23 protein-coding genes are annotated in these 21748 nt (G+C 63.1%); 12 read left to right on the top strand and 11 right to left on the bottom strand.

Translation table 11 applies throughout. The annotated features are described in order from the left end of the window. Positions 1 to 16: 16 nt before the first annotated feature. The 3 genes from AC3A6B_RS19515 (at position 17) to AC3A6B_RS19525 (ending at position 1895) form a co-directional block, all read left to right on the top strand. Positions 17 to 1090 (top strand): aldo/keto reductase, encoded by a 1074-nt coding sequence (locus tag AC3A6B_RS19515; RefSeq protein WP_487838315.1) that lies wholly within the window; start codon positions 17 to 19, stop codon positions 1088 to 1090. A gap of 326 nt (positions 1091 to 1416) precedes the next feature. Continuing rightward, entirely contained in the window at positions 1417 to 1659 is a 243-nt protein-coding gene (locus AC3A6B_RS19520) for a hypothetical protein (protein ID WP_487838361.1), read from the top strand. After that, the gene (locus AC3A6B_RS19525; protein WP_487838316.1) at positions 1599 to 1895 is read left to right on the top strand and encodes an anthrone oxygenase family protein; all 297 of its coding nucleotides are present in this window, start codon (positions 1599 to 1601) and stop codon (positions 1893 to 1895) included. Before AC3A6B_RS19520 ends, AC3A6B_RS19525 begins: the two co-directional genes overlap by 61 nt. 46 nt (positions 1896 to 1941) lie before the next feature. Here AC3A6B_RS19525 and AC3A6B_RS19530 read toward each other — a convergent pair whose 3' ends face one another. Beyond that, the gene (locus tag AC3A6B_RS19530; protein ID WP_487838317.1) at positions 1942 to 2925 is read right to left on the bottom strand and encodes a LysR family transcriptional regulator; all 984 of its coding nucleotides are present in this window, start codon (positions 2923 to 2925) and stop codon (positions 1942 to 1944) included. A gap of 118 nt (positions 2926 to 3043) precedes the next feature. Here AC3A6B_RS19530 and AC3A6B_RS19535 point away from each other — a divergent pair, with 118 nt between their 5' ends. Genes AC3A6B_RS19535 through AC3A6B_RS19545 form a run of 3 tightly spaced genes read left to right on the top strand, consistent with a single transcriptional unit; the run spans position 3044 to position 7200 of the window. Next, positions 3044 to 4021 (top strand): Bug family tripartite tricarboxylate transporter substrate binding protein, encoded by a 978-nt coding sequence (locus tag AC3A6B_RS19535; RefSeq protein ID WP_487838318.1) that lies wholly within the window; start codon positions 3044 to 3046, stop codon positions 4019 to 4021. A gap of 33 nt (positions 4022 to 4054) precedes the next feature. Further along, positions 4055 to 4939 carry an alpha/beta fold hydrolase gene (locus AC3A6B_RS19540; RefSeq protein ID WP_487838319.1) on the top strand — a complete coding sequence of 295 codons (885 nt, stop codon included), beginning with the start codon at positions 4055 to 4057 and terminating at the stop codon, positions 4937 to 4939. Positions 4940 to 4992: 53 nt separating this feature from the next. Beyond that, positions 4993 to 7200 carry a DUF6351 family protein gene (locus AC3A6B_RS19545; protein ID WP_487838320.1) on the top strand — a complete coding sequence of 736 codons (2208 nt, stop codon included), beginning with the start codon at positions 4993 to 4995 and terminating at the stop codon, positions 7198 to 7200. Between the two features lie 424 nt (positions 7201 to 7624). On the opposite strand, the gene AC3A6B_RS19550 is transcribed toward AC3A6B_RS19545, so the two are convergent. The 6 genes from AC3A6B_RS19550 to AC3A6B_RS19575 form a co-directional block, all read right to left on the bottom strand. Continuing rightward, positions 7625 to 8023: a helicase gene (locus tag AC3A6B_RS19550; protein WP_487838321.1), complete on the bottom strand. Its 399-nt coding sequence runs from the start codon at positions 8021 to 8023 to the stop codon at positions 7625 to 7627. Between the two features lie 52 nt (positions 8024 to 8075). Then, positions 8076 to 8921 carry an alpha/beta fold hydrolase gene (locus AC3A6B_RS19555; RefSeq protein ID WP_487838322.1) on the bottom strand — a complete coding sequence of 282 codons (846 nt, stop codon included), beginning with the start codon at positions 8919 to 8921 and terminating at the stop codon, positions 8076 to 8078. A 61-nt stretch (positions 8922 to 8982) separates the two neighbouring features. After that, the gene (locus tag AC3A6B_RS19560; protein WP_487838358.1) at positions 8983 to 9828 is read right to left on the bottom strand and encodes an alpha/beta fold hydrolase; all 846 of its coding nucleotides are present in this window, start codon (positions 9826 to 9828) and stop codon (positions 8983 to 8985) included. A gap of 167 nt (positions 9829 to 9995) precedes the next feature. Further along, entirely contained in the window at positions 9996 to 10784 is a 789-nt protein-coding gene (locus tag AC3A6B_RS19565; protein WP_487838323.1) for an SDR family NAD(P)-dependent oxidoreductase, read from the bottom strand. A gap of 70 nt (positions 10785 to 10854) precedes the next feature. Further along, positions 10855 to 11943 carry an alkene reductase gene (locus AC3A6B_RS19570; protein ID WP_487838324.1) on the bottom strand — a complete coding sequence of 363 codons (1089 nt, stop codon included), beginning with the start codon at positions 11941 to 11943 and terminating at the stop codon, positions 10855 to 10857. 102 nt (positions 11944 to 12045) lie between these two features. Beyond that, positions 12046 to 12891, bottom strand: coding sequence for an alpha/beta fold hydrolase (locus tag AC3A6B_RS19575; protein ID WP_487838325.1), 846 nt, complete (start codon positions 12889 to 12891; stop codon positions 12046 to 12048). A gap of 129 nt (positions 12892 to 13020) precedes the next feature. Here AC3A6B_RS19575 and AC3A6B_RS19580 point away from each other — a divergent pair, with 129 nt between their 5' ends. Then, positions 13021 to 13644, top strand: a complete 624-nt coding sequence (locus AC3A6B_RS19580) for a TetR/AcrR family transcriptional regulator (RefSeq protein WP_487838326.1) — start codon at positions 13021 to 13023, stop codon at positions 13642 to 13644. Between the two features lie 202 nt (positions 13645 to 13846). After that, the gene (locus tag AC3A6B_RS19585) at positions 13847 to 14194 is read left to right on the top strand and encodes a LysR substrate-binding domain-containing protein (RefSeq protein ID WP_487838359.1); all 348 of its coding nucleotides are present in this window, start codon (positions 13847 to 13849) and stop codon (positions 14192 to 14194) included. 81 nt (positions 14195 to 14275) lie between these two features. Here AC3A6B_RS19585 and AC3A6B_RS19590 read toward each other — a convergent pair whose 3' ends face one another. Beyond that, on the bottom strand, positions 14276 to 14551 hold the full coding sequence (locus tag AC3A6B_RS19590; protein ID WP_487838362.1) for a TetR-like C-terminal domain-containing protein: 276 nt from the start codon (positions 14549 to 14551) through the stop codon (positions 14276 to 14278). Here AC3A6B_RS19590 and AC3A6B_RS19595 point away from each other — a divergent pair. Together AC3A6B_RS19595 and AC3A6B_RS19600 are read left to right on the top strand one after the other, a co-directional pair. Next, a complete protein-coding gene (locus AC3A6B_RS19595; protein ID WP_487838327.1) occupies positions 14526 to 15236 on the top strand; it encodes an alpha/beta fold hydrolase in 711 nt (236 codons plus the stop codon). The genes AC3A6B_RS19590 and AC3A6B_RS19595 overlap by 26 nt on opposite strands. A gap of 150 nt (positions 15237 to 15386) precedes the next feature. Then, positions 15387 to 17381, top strand: a complete 1995-nt coding sequence (locus tag AC3A6B_RS19600; RefSeq protein ID WP_487838328.1) for an aconitase family protein — start codon at positions 15387 to 15389, stop codon at positions 17379 to 17381. Positions 17382 to 17444: 63 nt separating this feature from the next. Here AC3A6B_RS19600 and AC3A6B_RS19605 read toward each other — a convergent pair whose 3' ends face one another. Then, positions 17445 to 18458 carry a Bug family tripartite tricarboxylate transporter substrate binding protein gene (locus tag AC3A6B_RS19605; RefSeq protein WP_487838329.1) on the bottom strand — a complete coding sequence of 338 codons (1014 nt, stop codon included), beginning with the start codon at positions 18456 to 18458 and terminating at the stop codon, positions 17445 to 17447. Positions 18459 to 18612: 154 nt separating this feature from the next. On the opposite strand from AC3A6B_RS19605, the gene AC3A6B_RS19610 reads away from it, so the two are divergent. Continuing rightward, complete coding sequence (locus AC3A6B_RS19610) at positions 18613 to 19581, top strand: SMP-30/gluconolactonase/LRE family protein (protein ID WP_487838330.1); 969 nt, start codon at positions 18613 to 18615, stop codon at positions 19579 to 19581. Between the two features lie 21 nt (positions 19582 to 19602). Here AC3A6B_RS19610 and AC3A6B_RS19615 read toward each other — a convergent pair whose 3' ends face one another. Then, the gene (locus AC3A6B_RS19615) at positions 19603 to 20565 is read right to left on the bottom strand and encodes a LysR family transcriptional regulator (protein WP_487838331.1); all 963 of its coding nucleotides are present in this window, start codon (positions 20563 to 20565) and stop codon (positions 19603 to 19605) included. Positions 20566 to 20779: 214 nt separating this feature from the next. Further along, positions 20780 to 21313, bottom strand: a complete 534-nt coding sequence (gene rraA, locus AC3A6B_RS19620) for a ribonuclease E activity regulator RraA (protein WP_487838332.1) — start codon at positions 21311 to 21313, stop codon at positions 20780 to 20782. A 122-nt stretch (positions 21314 to 21435) separates the two neighbouring features. Here rraA and AC3A6B_RS19625 point away from each other — a divergent pair, with 122 nt between their 5' ends. After that, complete coding sequence (locus AC3A6B_RS19625; protein WP_487838333.1) at positions 21436 to 21696, top strand: hypothetical protein; 261 nt, start codon at positions 21436 to 21438, stop codon at positions 21694 to 21696. Positions 21697 to 21748 lie beyond the last annotated feature (52 nt).

The raw sequence follows: 21748 nt of genomic DNA on the forward strand, positions 1-21748 counted from the left end.
AGAGCTCCCCGCAGCCTTGACCGAACGCGGCTCCGTCATGCCTACGCGTGGCCGCATCGTGCGCAACAGCCTGCCGGTCAACGAGGGCGGGGGCGACCTGCGCTATCGCACGCCGTTTCGCTTCGGCATGGGAGGCACCCAGATAGGCAATATCTTCGAGGCCATCAGCGATGCGCAGGCGCAGTCCGTATTGCAGGCAGCCTGGGACGCCGGTGTGCGTTACTTCGATACCTCGCCCTTCTACGGCTACGGCCTGAGCGAGTACCGGCTTGGCCAATTTCTGCGCGGCAAGCCTGCGGACAGCTACATCGTTTCCACCAAAGTCGGCCGCGTGCTCAAGGCGTCGAAAGGTGCCTTACCGAATGCGGCGCTCTGGGCGTCTCCGGCACCTTTTGCGTACGCCTACGACTTCACCGCCGCGGGCGCGCGCCGCTCCGTCGAAGACAGTCTCCAGCGCTTGGGCATTCCCAAGATCGACATCGTGTTCATCCACGATCTTTCGCCGGACAATTCCGAACTCGACAAGCCTTGGCAGGCGTACTTCTCGATCGCGGCCAAAGGCGCGATGGCCGAGCTGACCCGCATGCGCGAAGAAGGCTCGATCCGCGCATGGGGCTTTGGCATTAACACGCCCAATGCGGCAGTGCTAGCCGCTGAATCGGATGTGCCGACGCCGGACATCGTGCTGCTCGCCTGCCAGTATTCGATACTCGATCACCAGGGCACGCTGGAGCGCACCTTCCCCGCGCTGCAGAAGAGGGGCATCTCGGTCGTGGTCGGCACGCCGCTGAACGACGGCTTTCTCGGTGGGCGCACCCGCTATCACTTCAGCGACCAGATCCCCGCCGGTGCGATGGAAAAACGGGCGCGCATCATGGCGGTGGCCGACCGCTTCGGCATCGACGTGCGCACCGCTGCGCTTCAGTTCGCGGCGGCGCCTTCCATCGTCTCCGCCGTGATACCGGGCGCGCGCGCGCCGGGCCAAGTGCACGCGAATGCCGATTCGATGAAGGTCGCGATTGACGCCGAATTCTGGGCCACGCTCCAGCGCGACGGTCTGATCGCGCGCTCGGCGCCGCTGCCGGCCTGAACTGGTGGGGATGTTTTGGCCCAATATGACAAGAGCTTCGATATGGACTCGCCGCTGACCTGGACTCTATGAAGAATGTCGCCGACGACTTCGTCAAACACGCAAGCGCGAGCAGACTGAGCGCGCACTCGCCTCTTCAAGTGATCTGGCAGATTTACCTAAGTCGTTGATGCGCAGCGCCTCGGGGTTGAGTCCTTGGCGCCGATCGACAGCGCGACGACGTGCGAGCCGCCGAACGCCCCCCCGCTGGATGAGCGCGCCTCTGGTGCCTCGCTTGGGGCCCAGGCACTAGCGGGCGTATGCTCGGCTGCCGAAAGGAGCAAGCCATGGGCACAAGCGCAGCACGCTTCATCCTCCTGCTACTTCTCTCATTGGTCATCGGGACCACATTCGGTGTCTGGGCGGGTTACAACCCGGTCAGCCTGTCGGCTACCGCATACGTGGAGCAGGAGCAGAACGCCATCCGCTCGCTCAATACCCTGCTGCCAGCCATGGGGCTGCCTGCATCGTGTTGGCTGCCTGGCTGGCATTCCAAGCGAAGGGGGATGCGCAAACGCGATACTTCTTGATCGGGGCGATTGTTTGCCTGGTGGCCGCTGCCTTGGTCACGCGCTTCGGCAACCAGCCGATCAACGCCGAGGTGATGACTTGGAGTCCGCAGAGTCCCCCCGCACACTGGGCGCAACTTCGGGATGCCTGGTGGCAGTGGCATGTCGTGCGAACGCTGGCCGGAATTCTTGGACTTGCCCTAACGCTGCTTGCGCTGCTTCCGCGCTGGGGCCTGCCGCGTGGCCATACCGCCTGACGGGCCGCTAGTAGACGCAACTGCATCTCGCTTGAGCGACCCTGTGTCAGTTCCGTTCAGCATGTCGCTGGCGACTAGGGCGGATTGCCTGCGCTGGGGAGCTCGAACGACTCTGAAGGTAGGCACTCAGCTGCTCGGCGGCTTCGGACAGCAGTGCAGACGGACGAAGCAGCCCCAGCGGTGCCAGCGGCCGTGCTGGCCCAATCGCGACTTCGTGCAGCTCGCCGGCTTCGAGCATGGGCCGCGCGAAGTTGACTGGCATGAATGCCAGCAGCTCTTCGTGCCGAAGTAGCCAAGAAACCATCGTTGGCGAGCGCGTGATCACCGAGTGCGTGCGTGGCGGATTGGGGAACGAGCGCGTCAGCTCGTCGAAGCGTTCTCGCGCTGGCGTGCCTGAAGGGAACAGTAGCCAGGTCTGTTCTGCGAGCACCTCAGCGCTAGCCCGCCGCCTACCTTCAAGCCGATGACCTGCACTACACAGCACCGCGAACCGGTCTTCGAGCAAAGGGACAAACAACCAGCCCTCGGGAATCACGGCCGGCCGTCGACAAGCAACCAAATCAGCCTCGCCGCGCGCAACCGCCAGCAGCTGATCGTCTCCCTCTGCCTCCGTCAGATGCACGGCGATATCGGGGTGGACCTTCCCGAACTCCGATAGGGTACCAACGAGCAGGCCATGGCTCGCCGAAACAGACGCGACGAGTCGAACCAGGCGCAGACCCTGACGCTGTCGGGCCGCAATGACTTCAGCGGTCTCGGACAGCGCGAGCAGCACGTTGCGCGCCACGGGCAAGAGACCCTCGCAGGCCGGCGTCGGCCGCACGCCCCGCGCATGCCTGTCGAAAAGATGCGTGTCGATCAAGCGTTCCAGGTATGCAAGGGTTTGAGTGACCGACGACTGGGTCAGCCCTATCGCATCGGCAGCTCGCTGGACGCTTCCCAGCTCCGCCACCTTCAGCAGCACTTGAAGATGTCGGAACTTCCCGCGCGCCATCAGGTGGTTGAGCAGGAGGGTGGCTGAGTGGTCCAAGATATCGAACAGTCTAATACATCACGCCAAATTTTAATTGGCGGCCGATAGCTCTTCGCAGCAAGATTCTTCCTACACGAGGTGCCACCGAGCCTTCGCGACCCGGAGACAACGTGCCATGAAGACCCTCTTGCGTCTTATCGCAACGGCTGCTTTTGCCAGCTTGGTTGGAGCAAGCGCCGTTCACGCGCAGTCGCATGACTGGCCCACGCGACCGGTGCGCATCATCGTTCCCGCACCTCCCGGCGGGGGTTACGACAACACCATCCGCCCGCTGGCCCAGGATCTGGCGCTGCAGCTCAAGCAGCCGGTTGTGATTGAGAACAAGCCGGGTGCGGGCAACATCATCGGCACCCAGGCCGGGGCCACCGCACTGCCCGACGGCTACACGCTGACGATGACCGGCATGCTCAACACGATCGCGCAAGGCATCTACGAGCGCGTCCCCTTCGACATCGTGAGCGACTTTGCTCACATCGCCGCCATAGGCGCCGGCGAGCAATGGCTCGTGGTCAACAGTCAAGCCGGGATTTCCTCGTTCACGGATCTGATCGCGCAAGCCAATCGCGAGCCCGGCAAGATCAGCTACGCGACCTCCGGGCAGGGCTCGACCGGGCACCTGCTCATGGAGTTGCTGCAGCGCTCCACCGGAACGACGCTGACCCACATCCCCTACAAGGGCGGTGCGCCTGCCTTGCAAGACGTGCTCGGGGGGATCGTCCCCATAACGGTCATCCCGCAGAGCGGTGCCTTGCAGCACGTCCAGTCCGGCAAGCTGAAGGTTCTAGCCGTGTCAAGTGCACACCGCAGCAAGGACCTTCCGCTGGTGCCGACGTTCGAGGAGCTGGGCCACAAGCAGCTCACCGTCACTTCGTGGGTCGGCCTGTCGGCACCGAAAGGCACGCCGCCGGAGATCGTCAGCAAACTCAGCGCCGCCCTCCGGTCCAGCTTGGCCAAGCCCGAGGTGGTGGCAAAGATAGAGGCGCAGGGCCTGACGCCCATGGTCTCGACGCCGGACCAATACAGCCAGCTCGTAAAAGGCGATACCGAACGCTGGGGCCAGCTCACGCGCAGCTTGAAACTCAAGGCCAACTAATTACCCAAGGTCGGCAGACACCGAACGACGACCATGCCTTTCCTGACGTCCGCAGGTCGGCGGATCTACTACGAGCGCCACGGCACCGGCCCAGCGATCCTTTTCCTGCACGGTGCCGGATCCAACGCCGCCACGTGGTGGCAGCAGCTGCCGGTCTTCTCGAGCCGCTACAGCTGCCTGACGATGGACATCCGGTGCTTCGGGCGGTCGGTTGCACCGACTAGTGAGTTCGACCTGGGCTTGATGGCCGACGACGTCCTGGCCCTATTCGACGCAGAACAAGTCCATCGCGCAGTCGTGATCGGCCAGTCTCTGGGCGGAATGATCGGCCTTCGGGTCGCCTTACGACACCCGAAGCGCGTCGCCGGCTTCGTCGCCTGCGACAGTTCGATGGCCATCGACCATCCGGCCCTGCTGGAGCTTGTCTCGAAGCGGCTGCATTCGGCGCGCGGCGTCAGCATCGAGCAGCGGTCGCTCGGTAAGTGGTTTGTCGAACAGCATCCGCCGCTCGCCGCGCTCTATGCCCAGATAAATCACTTCAATCCGAGCGCACAAGCGATTCCCGCCGAGCAGTGGCAGGATGCGCTGGCATCACTTCTCGCGCCAGCTGCTTTAACGCCGGTCGACGCCTTGCGCGAGCTTGCTTGCCCGACCTTGTTCTTGGTGGGCAGCGAAGATCCCCTCGTGCCCGCAAGCGTCATGCACGAATGCTCGGGCCTTGTGCCTGACAGCGCTGTTGTTGTTATCGAACAGGCCGGGCACTCCGCGTATTTCGAGAAGCCGCAGGAGTTCAATCGCCTCGTCATCGAGTTCATCGCTGGACGCGTCGAACTCGCCAGCGATCGCGCGCCGACTTTGTTTCAACCCGGCCTGACGGCCGCGGCGTCAGCCGCGCAGATCAGGGATCGAGTCCAGTAGCACGGCGTGCCGATCCTGCTCTCGCAGCCTTGCATTCCACATCAGGAGACATCATGACCCGGACCCACCGCCAGCTGCCACTGCTGGCCCTTGCTGCGGCGTGCGTGGCCATGACAGCCTGCGGAGGAGGCGGTGGCGAAACCACGACTGATCCAGCGGCGCCCCTTGACATCAAGGTGCTCTCCTCGAGGTCGGAACTCGTGAGTGGCGGAAGCGCACTTGTCGAAGTGCCTCTGCCATCCGGAGTCGCGGCGTCGCAAGTGAAGCTCATGCGAGGGTCGACCGACGTGACCAGCGTACTTAGCCCATCTGGCACCACGGCGCTGCGTGGCGTCGTCACCGGCTTGCCCGAAGGCTCCACGGAGCTTCGCGCCGTGGACGCAGCCGGCGCTGTCCTCGCCACGGTCACTGTCAAGAATGGACCGATCACGGGGCCCATCTTCTCCGGACCGCACCAGCGTCCGTGGATCTGTGAGACGGAGACATCCGGCCTGGGCCCAGCCCCGGCAACCGGGCCGTGCCAAGTCGCCTCGCGCACCGACTGGTATTACAAGAACACAGCCGGTAGCTTCCTTGTGCTGCCCGGCCTGACAGGCAGCTTGCCGACTGACCTCGCAAAGACGACCACCATCGACGGCATCTCTGTGGACTTCATCGTGCGCATCGAGTCCGGGACGATCAACGAATCCATTTACCGAATTGCGATCCTCGACGATCCGAAGAACCCCATAGCGAACCCGTGGTCGGCAGGCGGCAAGAAGCCCGGCGCTGGCTGGAACGGCAAGCTCTTCTATCACTACCTGGGCGGCGCAGCGCCAGGGTATCGGTCGGGGAGCAACTCGATCACTTCTGCCCTGCGCCAAGGTGACAGCATCATCACGACAGATGATCCACTGTCGCTCGGCTTTGCGGTGGCGTTCGGCACCCGCAATACCTTCGGTGTCGGCCAAGACGATGTGGTGTCCGCCGAAACGACCGCGATGATCAAGGAGCATTTCATCAAGAACTTCGGGCTGCCGAAGTTCACGATCGGGTCGGGGTCCTCGGGCGGATCGATGCAGGTCCAACTTATCGCCCAGAACTACCCGGGGCTCCTGGACGCAATCGTCGCCGTGCGGAGCTTCCCCGACCAGGTCTCGATCACCAAGGACGTGCTCGACTGCGGCCTGATCACCAACTACGTCAATTCGATCGGTGGCACGGCGACGCTAGCGATGAACAAGATTTCCGCCATCGACGGCTATCCCGTCAATGGGAGCACGACGACGTGCTTCTCTTTCAACTGGCAGAACTTCGCAAACGTCTGGCAGAACGCTTCCAACTCATCGTTCGACAGCAGCGTACCGGTGGCGCTCCGCTACAACGCGCTCACCAATCCAACCGGTGCGCGCGGCGACTATTGGTCCGGCAACGCCAACAGCTTCGGCACGGACCCGCTGACCGGCTTCGCGCGCTCGGCATATGACAACGTAGGTGTCCAGTACGGACTGAAGGCTTTGAACGACGGCGTGATCTCGAAGGCCGAATTCCTCGACCTGAACGAAGAGATCGGCGGGCTGGATGCCGACGGGAAGATCGTGGCACGCCGCTCAGTGGGCGATCCGGTCGCCGTGGCGGCTGCCTACAAGGCCGGCCGCCTCAACTCCGGCAGGAACTTGACATTGCCTTTGATCGCATACCGCAACTACGTCGACCTCCCCAGGAACATCCACTCCCGCCACCGGACCTTCGCGACTGCCGATCGGCTCGTGAAGGCGAATGGATCGCGGGACAACCTGGTGGTCTGGACGATCGCGGGCAACTCGCCGAGCTCGCCCAACCTGATTCGGGAATCGTTGACGACGCTGAACACGTGGCTCGACACCTTGGCCGCTGACACGACCACGCGGACCTACCAGCAGAAGGTCGTCGCCGCAAAGCCGGCGAATGCGAAGGACGCATGTTGGGATGCGGACGGCAGGCGAATCGATGAAGTGCTCTCGTTGACCCCGACATCCGCATGCAACACGCTGTACCCGATCTTCTCCGACCCGCGCATCGTGGCCGGGGAGTCGAGAGCGGGAGACATCATGGCCTGCCAGCTCAAACCCATCGCCCTGAGCGACTACGCGGTGACATTCACTCCCAGCGAGTTGGTCCGCCTCGACTCGATCTTCCCGAACGGCGTCTGCGACTGGTCGAAGCCGGGGCTGCATCAATCGATGCCTGATGGGGACTGGTTGACGTTTGGCGCGACCCCGGGCACATGGACCAAGCCTTGAAGCCAGACAGCGGCTGCCGCAACCTTCGCACGAGCACCACAAAATCCCAGATCACGAGTTCCTTCGGGCACGATGCCAAATAGTCGGCCCTAAACCACGCCGCACACTGCGTGGGTGGTCGCGAGGCCAGGCGATGCCGATGCTGCAAGCGCGCCAGGCATCAGGTCGGCATCAGTTCCAAGCGAACGATCATGTCAACGCGAGCGCCACCGTCTGCTTGTAAGGCAGCCAAAGGTGCCGGGGCTAGATTCGCTTTGGGTCGCTCTCGGTCTTGAGGCCAGCGCCTCAGGCGACCGCATCGGGGCCGCAAGCGGTCGTCGACCTGATGCCTGGCCCGACGTCGGTGCATTTCGACCACCTGGTCTGCGACGGCTTGTGAGAGCCTCTTGCGACGCCTGGGCGGGGCGCAAACCAGCAGGGGTTCTTAGAACGCAGTGCGGTCGTAGGGAGCGATGGACTTCAGCGGTTGCAGGAATGCCGTCAGGCCCTGGAACCACATCACCTCCTGGAAGTCGCCGCTGATGATCAGGTCCTCGCTGCCCAATCCACGGAGGAACGCTGCCTGGCTGTCTTTGGCCGAAAGGATCGCGAAGCCCTTCGCAGCATCCTTGAAGCTCAAGGTGAACTGGGGATTCGCCGCCAGGCCGGCCGAGGACCGGATCGCGCCGTCGCGGATGACGTAGTAGCGGCCCACGCCGGAGCCGGTGCGGATCTGAAACACAAGGCTCTTGCCCTCGACGTAGCGTGCGCAGTCGGGGTTGTGCTTGATCTGTCGTTTCAGCAGCTGGGTGAACGCCCACAGCAGGAACTTGAACTTGAGCATGGCAGTAGCCTTTGGAAGCTGGATCGTGGATGGGGAATGACTGCCGCGGTCGTCACTCGCTCAAAAAGCGGACTGCGTGGTGCAGGAAGCGCTGTGGGTTCTGGAACTGCGCGGCGTGGCCGCTGTCCGGGTAGATGTACAACTGGGCGTTCGGCAGGTTGCGCGCCATGTAGAACGAGTTGACGGTCGGGATCATCACGTCGTTCACGCCGTTGAGGATGAAGGTCGGCTGCCGGATGCCGCGCAGGTAGGAAAAGGGGTCGTCCTCCGACAGCCTGGGCAGGTACAGCATGTTGGCCTCGATCTGCGCCTTGGCGACCTCCGGTGACGATGGCGGGTCCTGGTCCACGCGCTGGTGGCGCCGCTCCCAGAACTCGCGCGCGGCCTGCTCGGCCTGCGCCGACCGGCCGAAGAACAGGTACAGGAAGTCCTCGAAGACCGGGACCGGGCGTGGTGCCGTGGTCAGCACCTGCGGCTCCATCTCGGGATCGCCCCCGCGCGGCCCCGTACCCAGCAGCATCAGCTTGCGCACCAGCTCGGGGTGGCGCCAGGTCAGGTCCAGCGCCTGGAAGCCGCCGAGCGAGAACCCCAGCACGTCGATCTTTTCCAGGCCCAGCGTGCGAACGAAGGCAGCTGCGTCGTCGGCCATGTCCTCGATGCGGGTGCGCGGCTGGCCACCGGACGAGGCAATGCCGCGGCCGTTGTAGAGAATGACTTCACGGCCTTCGGCCAGCCCGTCCGTCATCAACGGGTCCCAGTGGTCCATGCCACCGCGGAAGTGCTGCAGCAATAGCAGTGGCGGCTGCGAAACGGAGGTGTTGCCCCAGCGGCGGTAGGCGAATCGGGCACCACCGAGTTCCATGAACTGGGTGGGTACGGTCAGATGTGTATGAGACATCGGTTTGTCCTTGAATGGGAGGGTGGAGACGCAGGTCTGGCGTTATTAGCCAGGTCTCGCATCACTTCGCCAGGAAGGCCAGTGCCTTGGGCACGAAGTCCTCGTGGTACTGGAAGATGCCTCCGTGACCTGCATCGGCGTAGACGATCAGCTCGCTGTTCGGCAAACGCTTGGCCAGGTCGTAGGTATTGCTGGTCGGCACCATCCGGTCGTCGTCGCCATTGGCCACGAGGGCCGGCTGCTTGATCACCGACAGGTCAGCGGGGCGCTTCTGCCCCCATGCGCTGAGTGCCTGCAACTGCGCCACGTACGCACCCACGGCGATGTCCTTGTCGCGGTTCTCGGTGCGCTCCTGCAGGCGTTTTAGGAAGGCCTTGCCCGCCTCGATGCCGTTCGGCGTGCGGGTGAAGAAAAGGTACTGCTTCGGGTCCTGGCCGGTGAAAGTCGCGCGCAGCAGGTCGTAGTTCGCCACGCCTGCCACGGTGCTGATGCCCGGCCCGCCCGCTGGGCCGGTACCCGTCAGGATCAGCTTGCGCACGAGCTGCGGCTCTTTCAGCGCGATCTCCTGGGCGATCATTCCGCCCATCGAGAAGCCGAAGAGATCCACCTGCTTGAAGCCTTTGGCCTTGATGAAGGTGATGGCGTCGTCCGCCATTTGTTCGATGGTGTTGGCCGGCGAGCCGGTGGAGGCACCGACGCCGCGGTTGTCGAACGCGACCACGTGGCGCTTCGCGGCGATGCCATCCACCACCGGGGGGTCCCAGTTGTCCAGAACGGCGGCCAGATGGGTGAGCAGGATCACCGGCGTGCCGGCGTTCTTCTGGCCCAGCTCGCGGTACGCGAAGTCAACGCCGCCCGCAGAGACGACCTGCGTTGGCACGCTGTTCCATGTCGCGCCCTGCGCCATGGCGACGCTGGCAGGTGAGATTGCGGCCACAGGCGGCTTGTCGGCCGTGGCACAGGCCGACAGCAGCGTGGCAGAGAGAGCGGTCAGGCACAGGCCAACTCGGGACAGGTAAAGCATGGTGTCTCCGATGGAAAGAGCGATGGAGTGATGATGAACCGAGGGGGCGATCAGGATTGCTGTCGATAGCGGTCGGCAGCGCGTGCCTGCCGGATGTCCGCCAGCAGCCCCTGGCGCGCGCCGTCCAATGCATCCCAGCGCTCGGCCACGTGCAGCGGCGGGATCGTGACCAGTTCGCGCCGGTCGAAGCCGACCAGGGCCGCATCGACCAGTTCGCCGACGTCCATCACCTCGGTCAGCGTGTTGACGTCGATCCCGGCGCGCTCCCAGATCTCGGTGCGGGTGGCCGCTGGCAGCACGGCTTGCACGTAGACCCCCTTGGGAGCCAGCTCCAGGTTCAAGCCCTGCGACAAGAACAGCACGAACGCCTTGGTGGCGCCGTAGATCGACATGCCGAATTCGGGCGCGAAGCCGACCACGGAGCCGAGGTTGACGATCGAGCCGGTGCCCGCTTGCGCTAAGCGCGGCGCGACAGCAGCGGCGAGCCGCGTCAGCGCAGTGGTGTTGAGCGTGATCAGGCGTTCGATGCTCTCCGCCGTCTGCTGCACGAAGCCGCCCGACTGGGCCATGCCGGCGTTGTTGATCAGGATGTCGATGCGGGCGTCGTCACGCAGGCGGGCTTCGATGGCAGCCAGGTCGGCCTGATTCGTCAGGTCGGCCTGCAGCACGTCCACAACAACCTGGTGTTCATCGCGCAGGCGCCGCGCATGTGCGTCCAGACGTGCCTTGTCGCGCGCGACCAGCACAAGATCGTGGCCTCGCTGTGCGAGGCGCTCGGCGTAGGTTGCGCCGATGCCGGTCGAAGCGCCGGTGATCAGGGCGGTGGAATGGGTGGTCATATGGGCGTTCTCCATAGATCAGAGGGCCCCGGGCCGCAGCGGCGCAGCGTTCGGCCCGGCGCCTGTTTGCTTACCTGGCCTCGGCCAGCATGGGGTAGTCGGTATAGCCCGCCGCGCCGCCGCCGTAGAGCGTGGCCGGGTTGAGCTGTGCCAGCGGCGCGCCGCTCTTGAGGCGTTCGATCAGGTCAGGGTTGCTGATGAATGGCCGACCGAAGGCAAACAGGTCAGCCTTGCCTGCATCGAGCTGGACGGCAGCGAATTCCAGGTCGTAGCCGTTGTTGGCGAGGTAGGCCTGCTTGAAGCGGCTGCGCAGCGCGGCGTAGTCGAACGGGGCCACGTCGCGCGGGCCGCCCGTCGCACCTTCGACCACGTGCAGGTAGACGATGCCCAGCGTGCTGAGGTGTTCGACGATGTGGTCGTACTGCAGCTGCGGATCGCTGCTAGAGATGCCGTTAGCCGGCGACACGGGCGAGATGCGAACGCCGGTGCGATCGGCGCCGATCTCCTTCGCCACTGCCGCGACGACCTCCAGCAGCAGGCGGGCGCGGTTCTCGACGGAGCCGCCGTAGGCGTCGGTGCGCTGGTTGGCCCCGTCCTTGATGAACTGCTCCAGCAGGTAGCCATTGGCGCCGTGGATCTCCACGCCGTCGAAGCCGGCGGCGATGGCGTTGGCCGCCGCCTGGCGGAAGTCGTTCACGATGCCCGGCAGCTCGCTCAGTTCGAGGGCACGCGGATCGGAAACGTCGGCAAAGCCGTTATTGACGAAGGTCTTGGTCGCCGCGCGGATGGCCGAAGGCGCGACCGGCGCGGCGCCGCCCGGCTGGACATCGACGTGCGACACGCGGCCCACGTGCCAGAGCTGCACGAAGATGCGCCCGCCCTTGGCGTGCACTGCATCAGTGACCTGGCGCCAGCCGGCGATCTGCTCGGGCGTGTACAGGCCGGGGGTGTCCTGGTAGCCCTGGGCCTGGGCCGACACCTGGGTGGCCTCGGTGATGATCAGGCCGGCCGAAGCGCGCTGGGCGTAGTAGGTCGCGGCCAGTTCGCTGGGCACCAGGCCGGCGCCGGCGCGGTTGCGGGTCAGCGGCGCCATGACGATGTGATTGGCGAGGGTCAGAGGTCCCAGCTTGTACGGCTCGAAGAGCGCTTTCTTGCTCATGTTGGTATTCGTTCTCTTGAATGGATGGACGTGCGGCCGATGCGCGGCATGTGGCCGCCGAGTGAAGTCAATGGCTGGTGGCGCAGGTACTCGTGCGCGTCGTCACTCCGCCAGGAACTGGATGGCGTGCTTGAGGAAGCGCTCGGGGTACTGGAACTGCGCGCCGTGGCCGGCGTCCGGGTAGATCAGCAACTGGGCGTTGGGGATGTTCTGCGCCAGGTGCCAGGAGTTGATCGTGGGGATCATCACGTCCTTGACCCCGTTGAGCACCAGCGTGGGCTGCTGGATGGCATTCAGGTAGGCGTAGGGGTTCTCGCCGGCCAGCGGCGGCAGGTAGGCGGCATGGGCTTCGGTCTGTGCCTGGGCCACCGCCGCAGAGCTGGGCGGGTCCTGATCGACACGCTGATGGCGGCGCTCCCAGAAGGCCAGCCCAGCCTGCTTGGCGGCTTCGGAGCGCCCGAAGAACAGGTAGAGGAAGTCCTCCGCCGTGGGCACCGGTCGGGGCGCGACTTCGAGCACCTTGGGCTCCATGTTCGGATCGCCGCCGCGTAGCCCGGTTCCCAGCAGCAGCAGCTTGCGCACGAGCTGCGGATGGCGCAGCGCCACTTCCTGCACCTGGTAGCCACCCAGCGAGAAGCCCAACAGGTCCACCTGCGGCAGACCCAGCGCCTGGATCACGCGCGCAATGTCGTCGGCCATGTCCTCCATGCGGTTGCGTGGGGTGCCGCTCGACGAAGCGATGCCACGGCCGTTGAAGAGAATGACCTCACGGCCTTCGGCGAGGCCATCGGTCAGTAGCGGGTCCCAGTGGTCCATGCCACCGCGGAAGTGCTGCACGAAGAACAGCGGGGGCTGCGAACTGGAGGTCTCGCCCCACCGGCGGTAGGCGAACTTGTCGCCATCGACCTCCACGAACTGGGTGGGTGCGGTCAGGTGCGTGTTGCTCATGATCAGGGTCCTTTCAAGTGAGACCTATCAATGATGACGGTCATAATCTAACTTGTCAATGGTTTGATGATGAACGACATCAATGTATAGTGGGACCTCCTAGCACAGCGAAAAATCAGTCAGCTCGATATGAAGGTCACCAAGGCACAAGCACAGGCGAACCGGGCGCACATCGTCGAAACAGCGTCGGCGCTCTTCCGGGAGCGTGGCTACGATGGCGTGGGCGTTGCCGACCTGATGGCCGCTGCGGGCTTCACCCACGGCGGCTTCTACAAGCACTTCGGCTCCAAGGCCGACCTGATGGCGGAATCCGCAGCGTGGGGCATTGCGCAGACAGCGGCGCTGAGCGCGGGAGTGGACACCCCGGATTTCGTGCGCGCCTACGTCTCGCGCGAGCATCGCGACGCCCGCGCAAGCGGTTGCACGATGGCTGCGCTGGGCGGGGATGCCGCGCGCCAGCCCGAAATGGTCCGGTCGACGTTCGTGGCCGGCATCGAGAGCCTGCTGGCAGAACTGAGCCGCGAGGGCAGTGCATTGGACGGTGCAGACGCGGGGCAAGTGCGCGCCAGGGTGCTTGATACCTTGGCCCACGCGGTGGGTGCGATCGTCTTGTCGCGCGCCTGCCCGGACGATTCGCCGCTGGCCGACGAGATCCTGACGGTGTGCCGCGATGCGATCCTCGCTTCGCTGAACCCGCCTGCGGGTCCGTCCGCGAGAGCGCGCGCACCAGCGCGCAAGCGCAGCGCGAGTTGATCTCCGCGCTTTGAACGGACGGCCGGTCGCCGAGATGCCAGCGCCAAGCCGATCGCCAGAACGATGCAGGACGCCCAGGAGGCAGAAACTCCAGTGCAAGCGGCCGTTATCTGCTCACCGCTTCGTAGACCGGTGGTGTTGGCCGCTCTTAAGCAGTGCCTACGTTTTGCTCGGTGAGCCGGTATGGACCGACCCTTTGTCGGTGATCGTGCCAACGCGCCACCCGCTGTTTGCGCATACCCAGGTCCACCTTGCCGAGGCGCTGAAGTTCCCGCTGGTGATGTTTTATCCCGATGCGGCCTCGGGCTGCCACGATCAAATTCAGGCAGTCCTTGAAGGTTCGCTGGTGACGCTAAAGGTGGTCGACCACGTGGCCAGTCTGGGCGAGATGCTGACCCTGGTGGGCGCGGGCTACGGAATCGCTTTCGGCATCGCCTCACAGGTTCAGGCACCGAACCGGCCGGACATTGCGACGCGACCGTTAGCTGGGCGACCGCATTGCTCTCGATCTATCTGCTGCGCCGGAAAGTTGAGCCATCCCCGCCGTTGAAGCGCTTCATCGCAAGAATAAAAAGCTTGAGCACGCCATTAGGCGAAGAGTACGAAACCAGATCGTTTGGTTGGGATGCGGTCATGAGGGAGTTGTCCGAACTGCTTCATCTTGTTGGGCAATGGAGTCCATCTCGCTTTGGCGGCCCGCCCAATCCTCCATGGCAGTTGCAGCGGATGTGTGTGCGCGATCACGATCGGCGCCTAGCCCGACAATCAGATTGATGCACATGGGCACCAGTATTTCGACTGGCGGATTCGAAGTCGGTGAAAAGTGACCGCCGAGTTCCAACAAAATAAATCCGTGCAAGGTGCTCCACAACTGTGCAGCCATGAGGTCGGGCTCCATCTTGCGCATCGATGGTTCCTCGTTTCGCTGGCTGGCAGCCGCGATGTCACGCCGAAAGCCTTCTTGGATTGTGGCTCCCGATCTAAGGGGGCACGGCGCCTTCTCTTGTGACGAACACTCGATTTCCTTCGCTGGAATGGCCCAGGATGTCGTTGAAATGCTGGATGCGATGGGCATCAGGAAGGCACGACTCCTAGGTGCCTCAATGGGCTCGGTAGTTGCAAGAATAGCGGCATCCACGGATCCGACTCGTTGGACAAGCGTTACGCTCGTGGCAGGCGGGCCTTCTGCCATCCCATCATTGGCGGATCGCGGCGCACCCGCATTGGCCGCCGGGATGCGGACCATTGAAGCTGAAACTCTCAAGCGCTGGTTTTCTGAAGCCGATACTAAGAGCGACCATGAATGTGTGCGGTATGCCCGTGAGAAGCTGTTGGCGATGCGGCCGGCGGACTGGGCGGCGTGCTGGCGCGCAATGGCATCTTTCCCAGCGATACCGGCGCTGAACGAGGAATTGCCGTCCATCTGCATCGGAGGCGGTTTAGACGCGTCCGCCACGCCTGCACTCATGCACGATTTGAAGCGAGTCGCTTGCGTGCGGATTGGTCCCATCTTCATTCCGGGCGCTCACCACATGCTTCCCCTTTCCAAAGCAGAAGCGCTGTCTGAGATCCTTGCGGCCCGCGAATGTTGACTTTCCAGAAGCAGCCCTGAGCAGGGCTGACCTGCGACCTGCGGCGTACCAGACGCGGCCACTTCGCATTTTGAGAACGGCATGCTGCGCAATTGGAAGCTCTTCATCCTCGCGACGAAACCTAGACTCGCAGGATATGGAGAGATCCCAATGACCCACCTCGAACTTCCCGGCCGTATTCTCTTTCTTTGCGATGACGCAGAAAAGGTGCGAGCCCAGTTGTACGGCACGAATTTGAACCTCAGCGATGCGGGGCAACTGCGCAATGACATCTCGACGGACGAGATAACCCCGGGACCATCTTTGATCCACGTCGATGAGCAGTTGGGGCGACACGTCTACACAGGTTTTAGCGCCGGAGACGCCCGACCCATCATCAAGGATGCCGCGCTCGCGGGAAAATTTTCAGTCACCGTTGCTGGTCGACGGTATGGCAAAGGCTCCTCGCGTGAGCATAGTCCAGTGGCCGAGCGATATGCGGGGATTCGCTTGGTTATCGCCGAAAGCTTCGAGCGCATCTACCGCCAGAACGCTGACAACGTCGGCCTCTATACCTCAACGGATTTTGGTCTGATTGAGCGCATTCAGCGTGGCGAGCGAATCGAGGTCGAAGAACTGCTTGCGCCGCGGGACAAGTTGGCGGCCTCCATCTTGCGCATGGGCGGGCTGCTCCTCTATGGGCGCGAGCACTTGAAATCGGTGCGACGCAGCCACGTGTTAAAGGACGATCACCGACCTTTGACGCTCACGCAAAAGATACTGGCGCGGAACGTGGTTGAAACCAATCACACCAGTGGCGAGTTGATTCCAGGACATGGCGCGTTCGTCCGCGCGGACTGGCGTTACATCATTGAGGTCTATACCGGAATGGCGGCCCACATGATGCATGCCGCCTTTGGTCGGCCGTTGAAGCTCGTTGACGTCCCCTCCATCATCGGATTCGCCGAGCACGCTTCGTATATCAGCCGGCATCCCAAATACGTTCATCCTGGTAAACCTCCGGTGGGCATGAGAGTCATGCACGAAGTCCACGAAGATTTCCTGAAGGAGTATGGTATACGTTCACACGGCTACCTGCCGGGCCCCGGCGGGGCCGAGGGCATCTGCCATCCCCTCATGGCTGAGCGATATGCGCTTCCTGGTCAAGTATTGGTGGGAACTGATTCCCACACGCCTCATTCGGGAGCGCTTGGCTGTTTAGCCTTCGGAGTGGGCACCACCGACATGGCCAGCGCCATGCTGACAGGCGCAGTGCGCATCACGGTGCCCGAGACGCTGCGCATTGAGTTCAATGGCGAGGTGCCGGCAGGCATCACCGGCAAGGACCTCGCATTGAACCTGCTCGCGCATCCGAAGATTCGAGGAGGACTTGGGCTCGGAAAGGTGTTCGAGTTCTCCGGGACGAGCATGCGCCATTTGTCGATTGACGAGCGAACGACGTTGACAAACATGGTGGCAGAACTCGGCGGGTTCGCGGGGCTTGTCGAGCCCGACGACAAGACGTGCGAGTTCCTGCGTGAAAGACGCGGCATCGACTTTGCCATCGAGCCCTGGATGAAGAGTGACCCTGGGGCGAGCTATTCGGACACCATCGTTGTCGAGACGGCGCTACTGTCCCCCATGGTTGCCGCGCCGGGCGATCCCGGAAACGGAGTCCCACTGTCCAGTCTGCCCGAACGGCCGAAAATCGATATTGCCTTTGCGGGGTCATGTACGGGCGGGAAGCGGGAAGACTTCGATGGCTATCATGCCGTCTTGTCTTGGGCAGCCGACCGCGGCATGAGGGTGGCAGAGGGCGTGGAGTTCTACCTTCAGTTCGGCACGATGGCAGTCCGCGACTACTGCGAGGCCAAAGGCTATTCGGAGACCTTTCAGCGGGTCGGCGCAACGGTCCTTCTGCCCGACTGCGGAGCCTGTGCCAACTCCGGACCGGGAGCGTCGCTGAGGCCCGACCAGGTCACGGTGAGCGCGCAGAACCGCAACTTCCCCGGTCGCTCTGGTCCGGGTCAGATCTGGCTCGCCAGTCCGCCTACCGTCGCGGCAAGTGCGATCGGCGGCGAGTTGATGTCTTTTGCCGAACTCAAGTCGCGTTTCGATGAGCAAGCCATCGGCGCGGAGAAGGCAGGCCTTCCGCTGGAGAGGTGATGAAGAGCAACGCTTTAGCCGGTGCGCTCGCCGGCTAAAGGTGCTTGAGTTACTGCAAAGTGCTCAATCCAGCTTGATCGCCATTGGCTTGACGATGCTTTCCCAGAAGGCCACCTGATCGCGACTGAACGCAGCCAGCTCGGAGCCGGTCTTGAGGAATACCTGAGCGCCGATGGTTTCGAATTTTGACCTGGCTTCCGGCGACTCAAGAGATAACTGCGCGGCATGCGCCAGTCGCGTCACCGCGGCCTCGGGTGTGCCTGTCGGAACGGCAATAGCAAACCAAAGGGAGATGGGGACATTCTTGACCTCGAGTTCATCGAGGGTGGGTACGGCAGGCAGTTGTGACAGTCGCTTCTCCGTGGCGACTGCGAGGATCTTGATTCGTCCGGACTCGGCGAAGGATCTCGCGGAGCCGAAGTCGACCAACGCGGCCCCGATTGTTCCAGTGGACAGGTCCGTCAGAATGTTGCCCATTCCCCGATAGGGCACGTGCAGCATTTTCGTGCCGGTCCGGGTCTGCAGCAGTTCCATTCCCACGTGCAAAGGCGATCCGAGGCCGGGTGAGCCGTAGCTGATCTTTCCTGGGTTGGCCTTGGAGGACTGGATGAAATCCTGGAAATTCTTGCTTGGGCTGTCGCCAGGCACCGCCAGTACGAGCGGAATGCGCACGAGCGTGGCGACGAGTTTCAGGTCTTTGGGTCCGGCAAATGCCAGCTTGCTGAAAACCAGATGCGCGGTCGCGAAGAGCGAGTTATCAACCGTGCCGAGGGTATAGCCATCCGGGGCGGCCTGGACGACGTAACCGGTCCCGATGGTACCTGCGGCGCCCGCGCGGTTGTCCACAACGATCGGCTGGTTCAGCGCAGTGGCCATCCCCGCGGACACGATCCGCGTCACGGCATCCATCCCGCCGCCCGCCGGGACCGGGACCACCCACTTGATCGGCTTGTCGGGGTATGTGGCGGTCTGCGCCCATGTGTCCGCTGCAATCAGCGTGAGCATGGCGGAGCACAGTGCCATCGACATGGTCTTCGTTACGGCACGGCGGCCGGGCTGGGTCTTCGAATGATTCAAGGTTGTCTCCTGCAGTACCTCTGTTGCAGATGGAAGGGCACTTACCGTTAATCCTAATTTCGCCTACTGCCGTCACGTTGGTCATTCATCAACTGGCCATTCGCGAAAGGAGAAGCGCACATGACACGAACGACGCTAGACTTTGCGCCGTTACATGGAAGACCCTTTCAGACACCCTATCAAGCTGGACTTTCACGGCGAGCACCTGTCACGACCGGAAAGTGTCCTGGTGACGGGCAATGGCCGGGTGTTCGTGTCCGATCATGAAGCCGGTGTGCTCGAGTTGGGTTGCCCGCGTCGCCCTCTGGTCGGCCCGCCGAAGGACTTTGTGCCGAACGGCTTTGCACTCCTGAAAAGCGGCGATTTTCTGATCGCCAACTTGGGCAGAGAAGGAGGCGTCTGGAAGTTGGACGCGTCATGCAGGGCCTCGCCGTTCCTGATGGAAGTGGAGCGACAAAGCATGAGGAACACCAATTTCGTCATGTTGGATCACAAGGGCCGGCTCTGGATAACCGTCTGCACCCGTCAAACGCCCAGGGAGCTGGCGTTCGACCGACGCATTGCCGACGGCTACGTTGCTGTCGCTGACGAGCAGGGGGCACGTGTTGTTGCCGATGAGTTAGCGTTCGCGAACGAGTGCCGCGTGCACCCGAGCGGCGAGTGGCTCTACGTGAACGAGTCGGTTGGGCGCCGACTCGTGCGGTTCAGGATCCACGAGGTATCGGGCCGCGTGACCCTGGGTGCCAAGGAATGCGTCTATGAATTCGACGACGGAGACTTCCCGGACGGGCTTGCTTTCGACTGCCTTGGCGGCGCCTGGGTCGCGTGTGTCATCTCCAACCGCGTGATCCGCATCTCGCCTGACGGGGAAAAGCAGGTCCTGCTGGACGACTCGGACCCTGAACTCAATGCACGTGCCGAAGTCGACTACGAAAAGTTCGGTGTCGAAAAATCTGTATTCGAGATGGGGATGAGCCGCGGACTTCGAAATGTTTGCAGTGTCGCCTTCGGAGGGGCCGACCTGCGCACCATTTACCTTGGATCTCTCGGTGGTGACCGCCTGGCAAGCTTCCGCTCCAAAGTTGGAGGCCACCAGCTCGCGCATTGGCAGTTCGGCGGTTGAGAGGGTGCGCGCGGCAGCGCACTACCGCGAATTTCCGGTGTCGGTGAGAAACGTGGTTAGCGCCGTCAACGCGACGGAGTGGGGGCGCGCAGCCAGTGTGAGGGTGCACAGATCTCGCTCCGCCCACTTGTCCACGATAGGAACCGAGCGGACCCGCTCCGCGTCTTCATAGGGCCAGACCATCCCCGACGGTTGTATCGATACGCCGAGGCCGGCGCGGACGAGACTGCGTGCGGCTTCGCCGGAAGCGACTCGATATTTGGGCTGGTATTTCATATTCAGCTGTGCCGCCGCGCTTTCCAGGAGCCGCGTGGCGCCGCTCTTCGCCGCGCCGCCGATGAGATCCGTTCCGAGCAGTTCCAAGAACGTCAGTTTCTCCGCATTGGCGAGAGGATGCAGCACGCTAACCACCGCCACGAGGCGGTCCGTGCGATAGCGCTGAATGGAGAGCTTGGTGGAGGGGTCGAGTGGCGGCGCACAAATTCCAAGGTCCGCAATACCGGACGTCACCGCGTGTTCGACCTCAGCTGAATTGCCCTCGTCGATGTCCAGCGTCACTGACGGAAAGTTGCGACTAAACGTGCCCAGATCCTCGGCAAGGTATTCCACGAGCGCGGACGCGTTGGCCCAGAGTCGCACGTGCCCCTGAACACCCACGACGAAATCGCCAAGTTCATGGTGGAGGTCATCGATGGCGGCCAGGATGCGCTTCACGTGTGAATCGACTATTGCGCCTGCCGCTGTCAGGCGGGTTCCCTTCGGGTCGCGGTACATCAGCCTGAAGCCGAGCGTATCCTCCAACTGCTGAATTCGCTTCGTGACGGCCGAAGGAGCGATCGATTCGCGGACAGCAGCCCGTCCGATATTTCGCTCTTCGGTAATCGAAGCAAACAAGCGCAACGTCATGAGATCCAATTTTCGGATCCACGTCCCAACGTTCATGGGAACCGTTCGCACTCGATCAATCTTGGCGTCGTTGGACATCTCTGCTCCCGTCACAGCTGCATCAGGCGGTGCTCGCGCGACAAAGTCGAGCTAGAGAACGCCGCGATGACTATTCTGAACCTGCTGGGCCGTGTGCTCTTGATGCTGGATGATCCGGTCTGATGTGAAGGCAACTGGCTGGCGAAGTCGCAGGCGAGTCGGCACCATTTGAGGAACTTCAGGGACGTGTCGGCACCCTGATAGCCAAGAGCCCTTAGCCTGCGACGTACTTGGCGGTAGCCGCGATGGCATCCGCCACCCGAATACTCGACTCGGTCAGGCCAAGAGGTAGAACAATGACTCCGTCTTCGTCCGCGACAAGACGCGCACCGGGAGTGAAGGTGATCCCGCCGAAGTGGATCGGGACATCCGTTTCTCCCCTGCCGCCGATGATCGCGCGGCGCGGAACCGTTCCGAGCGCCTTGACGCCGATGTCCATTTGGTCGATCTCAACCCGATCCCGGATCGCCCCGTTGACGACCACGCCGGCCCAGCCGTTGCGTTCCGCCAAGCCGGCCATGATATCTCCGAACAGAGCGCGCCATCCCGCCTCCGCGCCATCGATGACGAGCACCTGATCATCTCCCCGCTGGTTGATCAGGTCGCGCAGGACATTAAGGCCCTGCGAGTAGCGCGCCGTGCGGATGGTGCCGGCGAATGCGCGTTTCCTGCCGAATCCCATGAAGGGCAGCTCACACGCTTGCGCTTCGTTGCAGGCGTCGCATAGATCGGTTGTCTTGTATTCCATCCGCAAATGGTAGATGGCCGCCGGACTTTTTGGTATGCCAAGCCGCGATAGCCCCCGATGCGCATCAGCACTACGCGCCTGCCCCCACGCCCCCATAAAGTGCTGACATCAAGGCCCAGTGCATGACAACCATCCACCTCAACCCGCGTGTGCTCTTCCTGAGCGATGACCCGGACGCAGTCGAGCGTCAGCTCCAAGGCGAGGACCTGCCTCTGGTGGACGCGGGCGCACTTCGCGACAACATTTCCACAGACGAGATCACCCCAGCAACGGTAGTGACGATCTGGGACGAGCGCCTGGGTCGGTACCCCTACTTGGGATTCATTTCCGGAGGCGATCGAGTAGACGTTCAGCTCCAGAACCTGGGCATTCACCCGACTTGAATTGCCGATCGCAGTGCGGCCTTGGTGTGCGCAGTGGCTCGCTGAGTACCGT

This window comes from Variovorax sp. Soil_C_33, assembly GCF_057656935.1.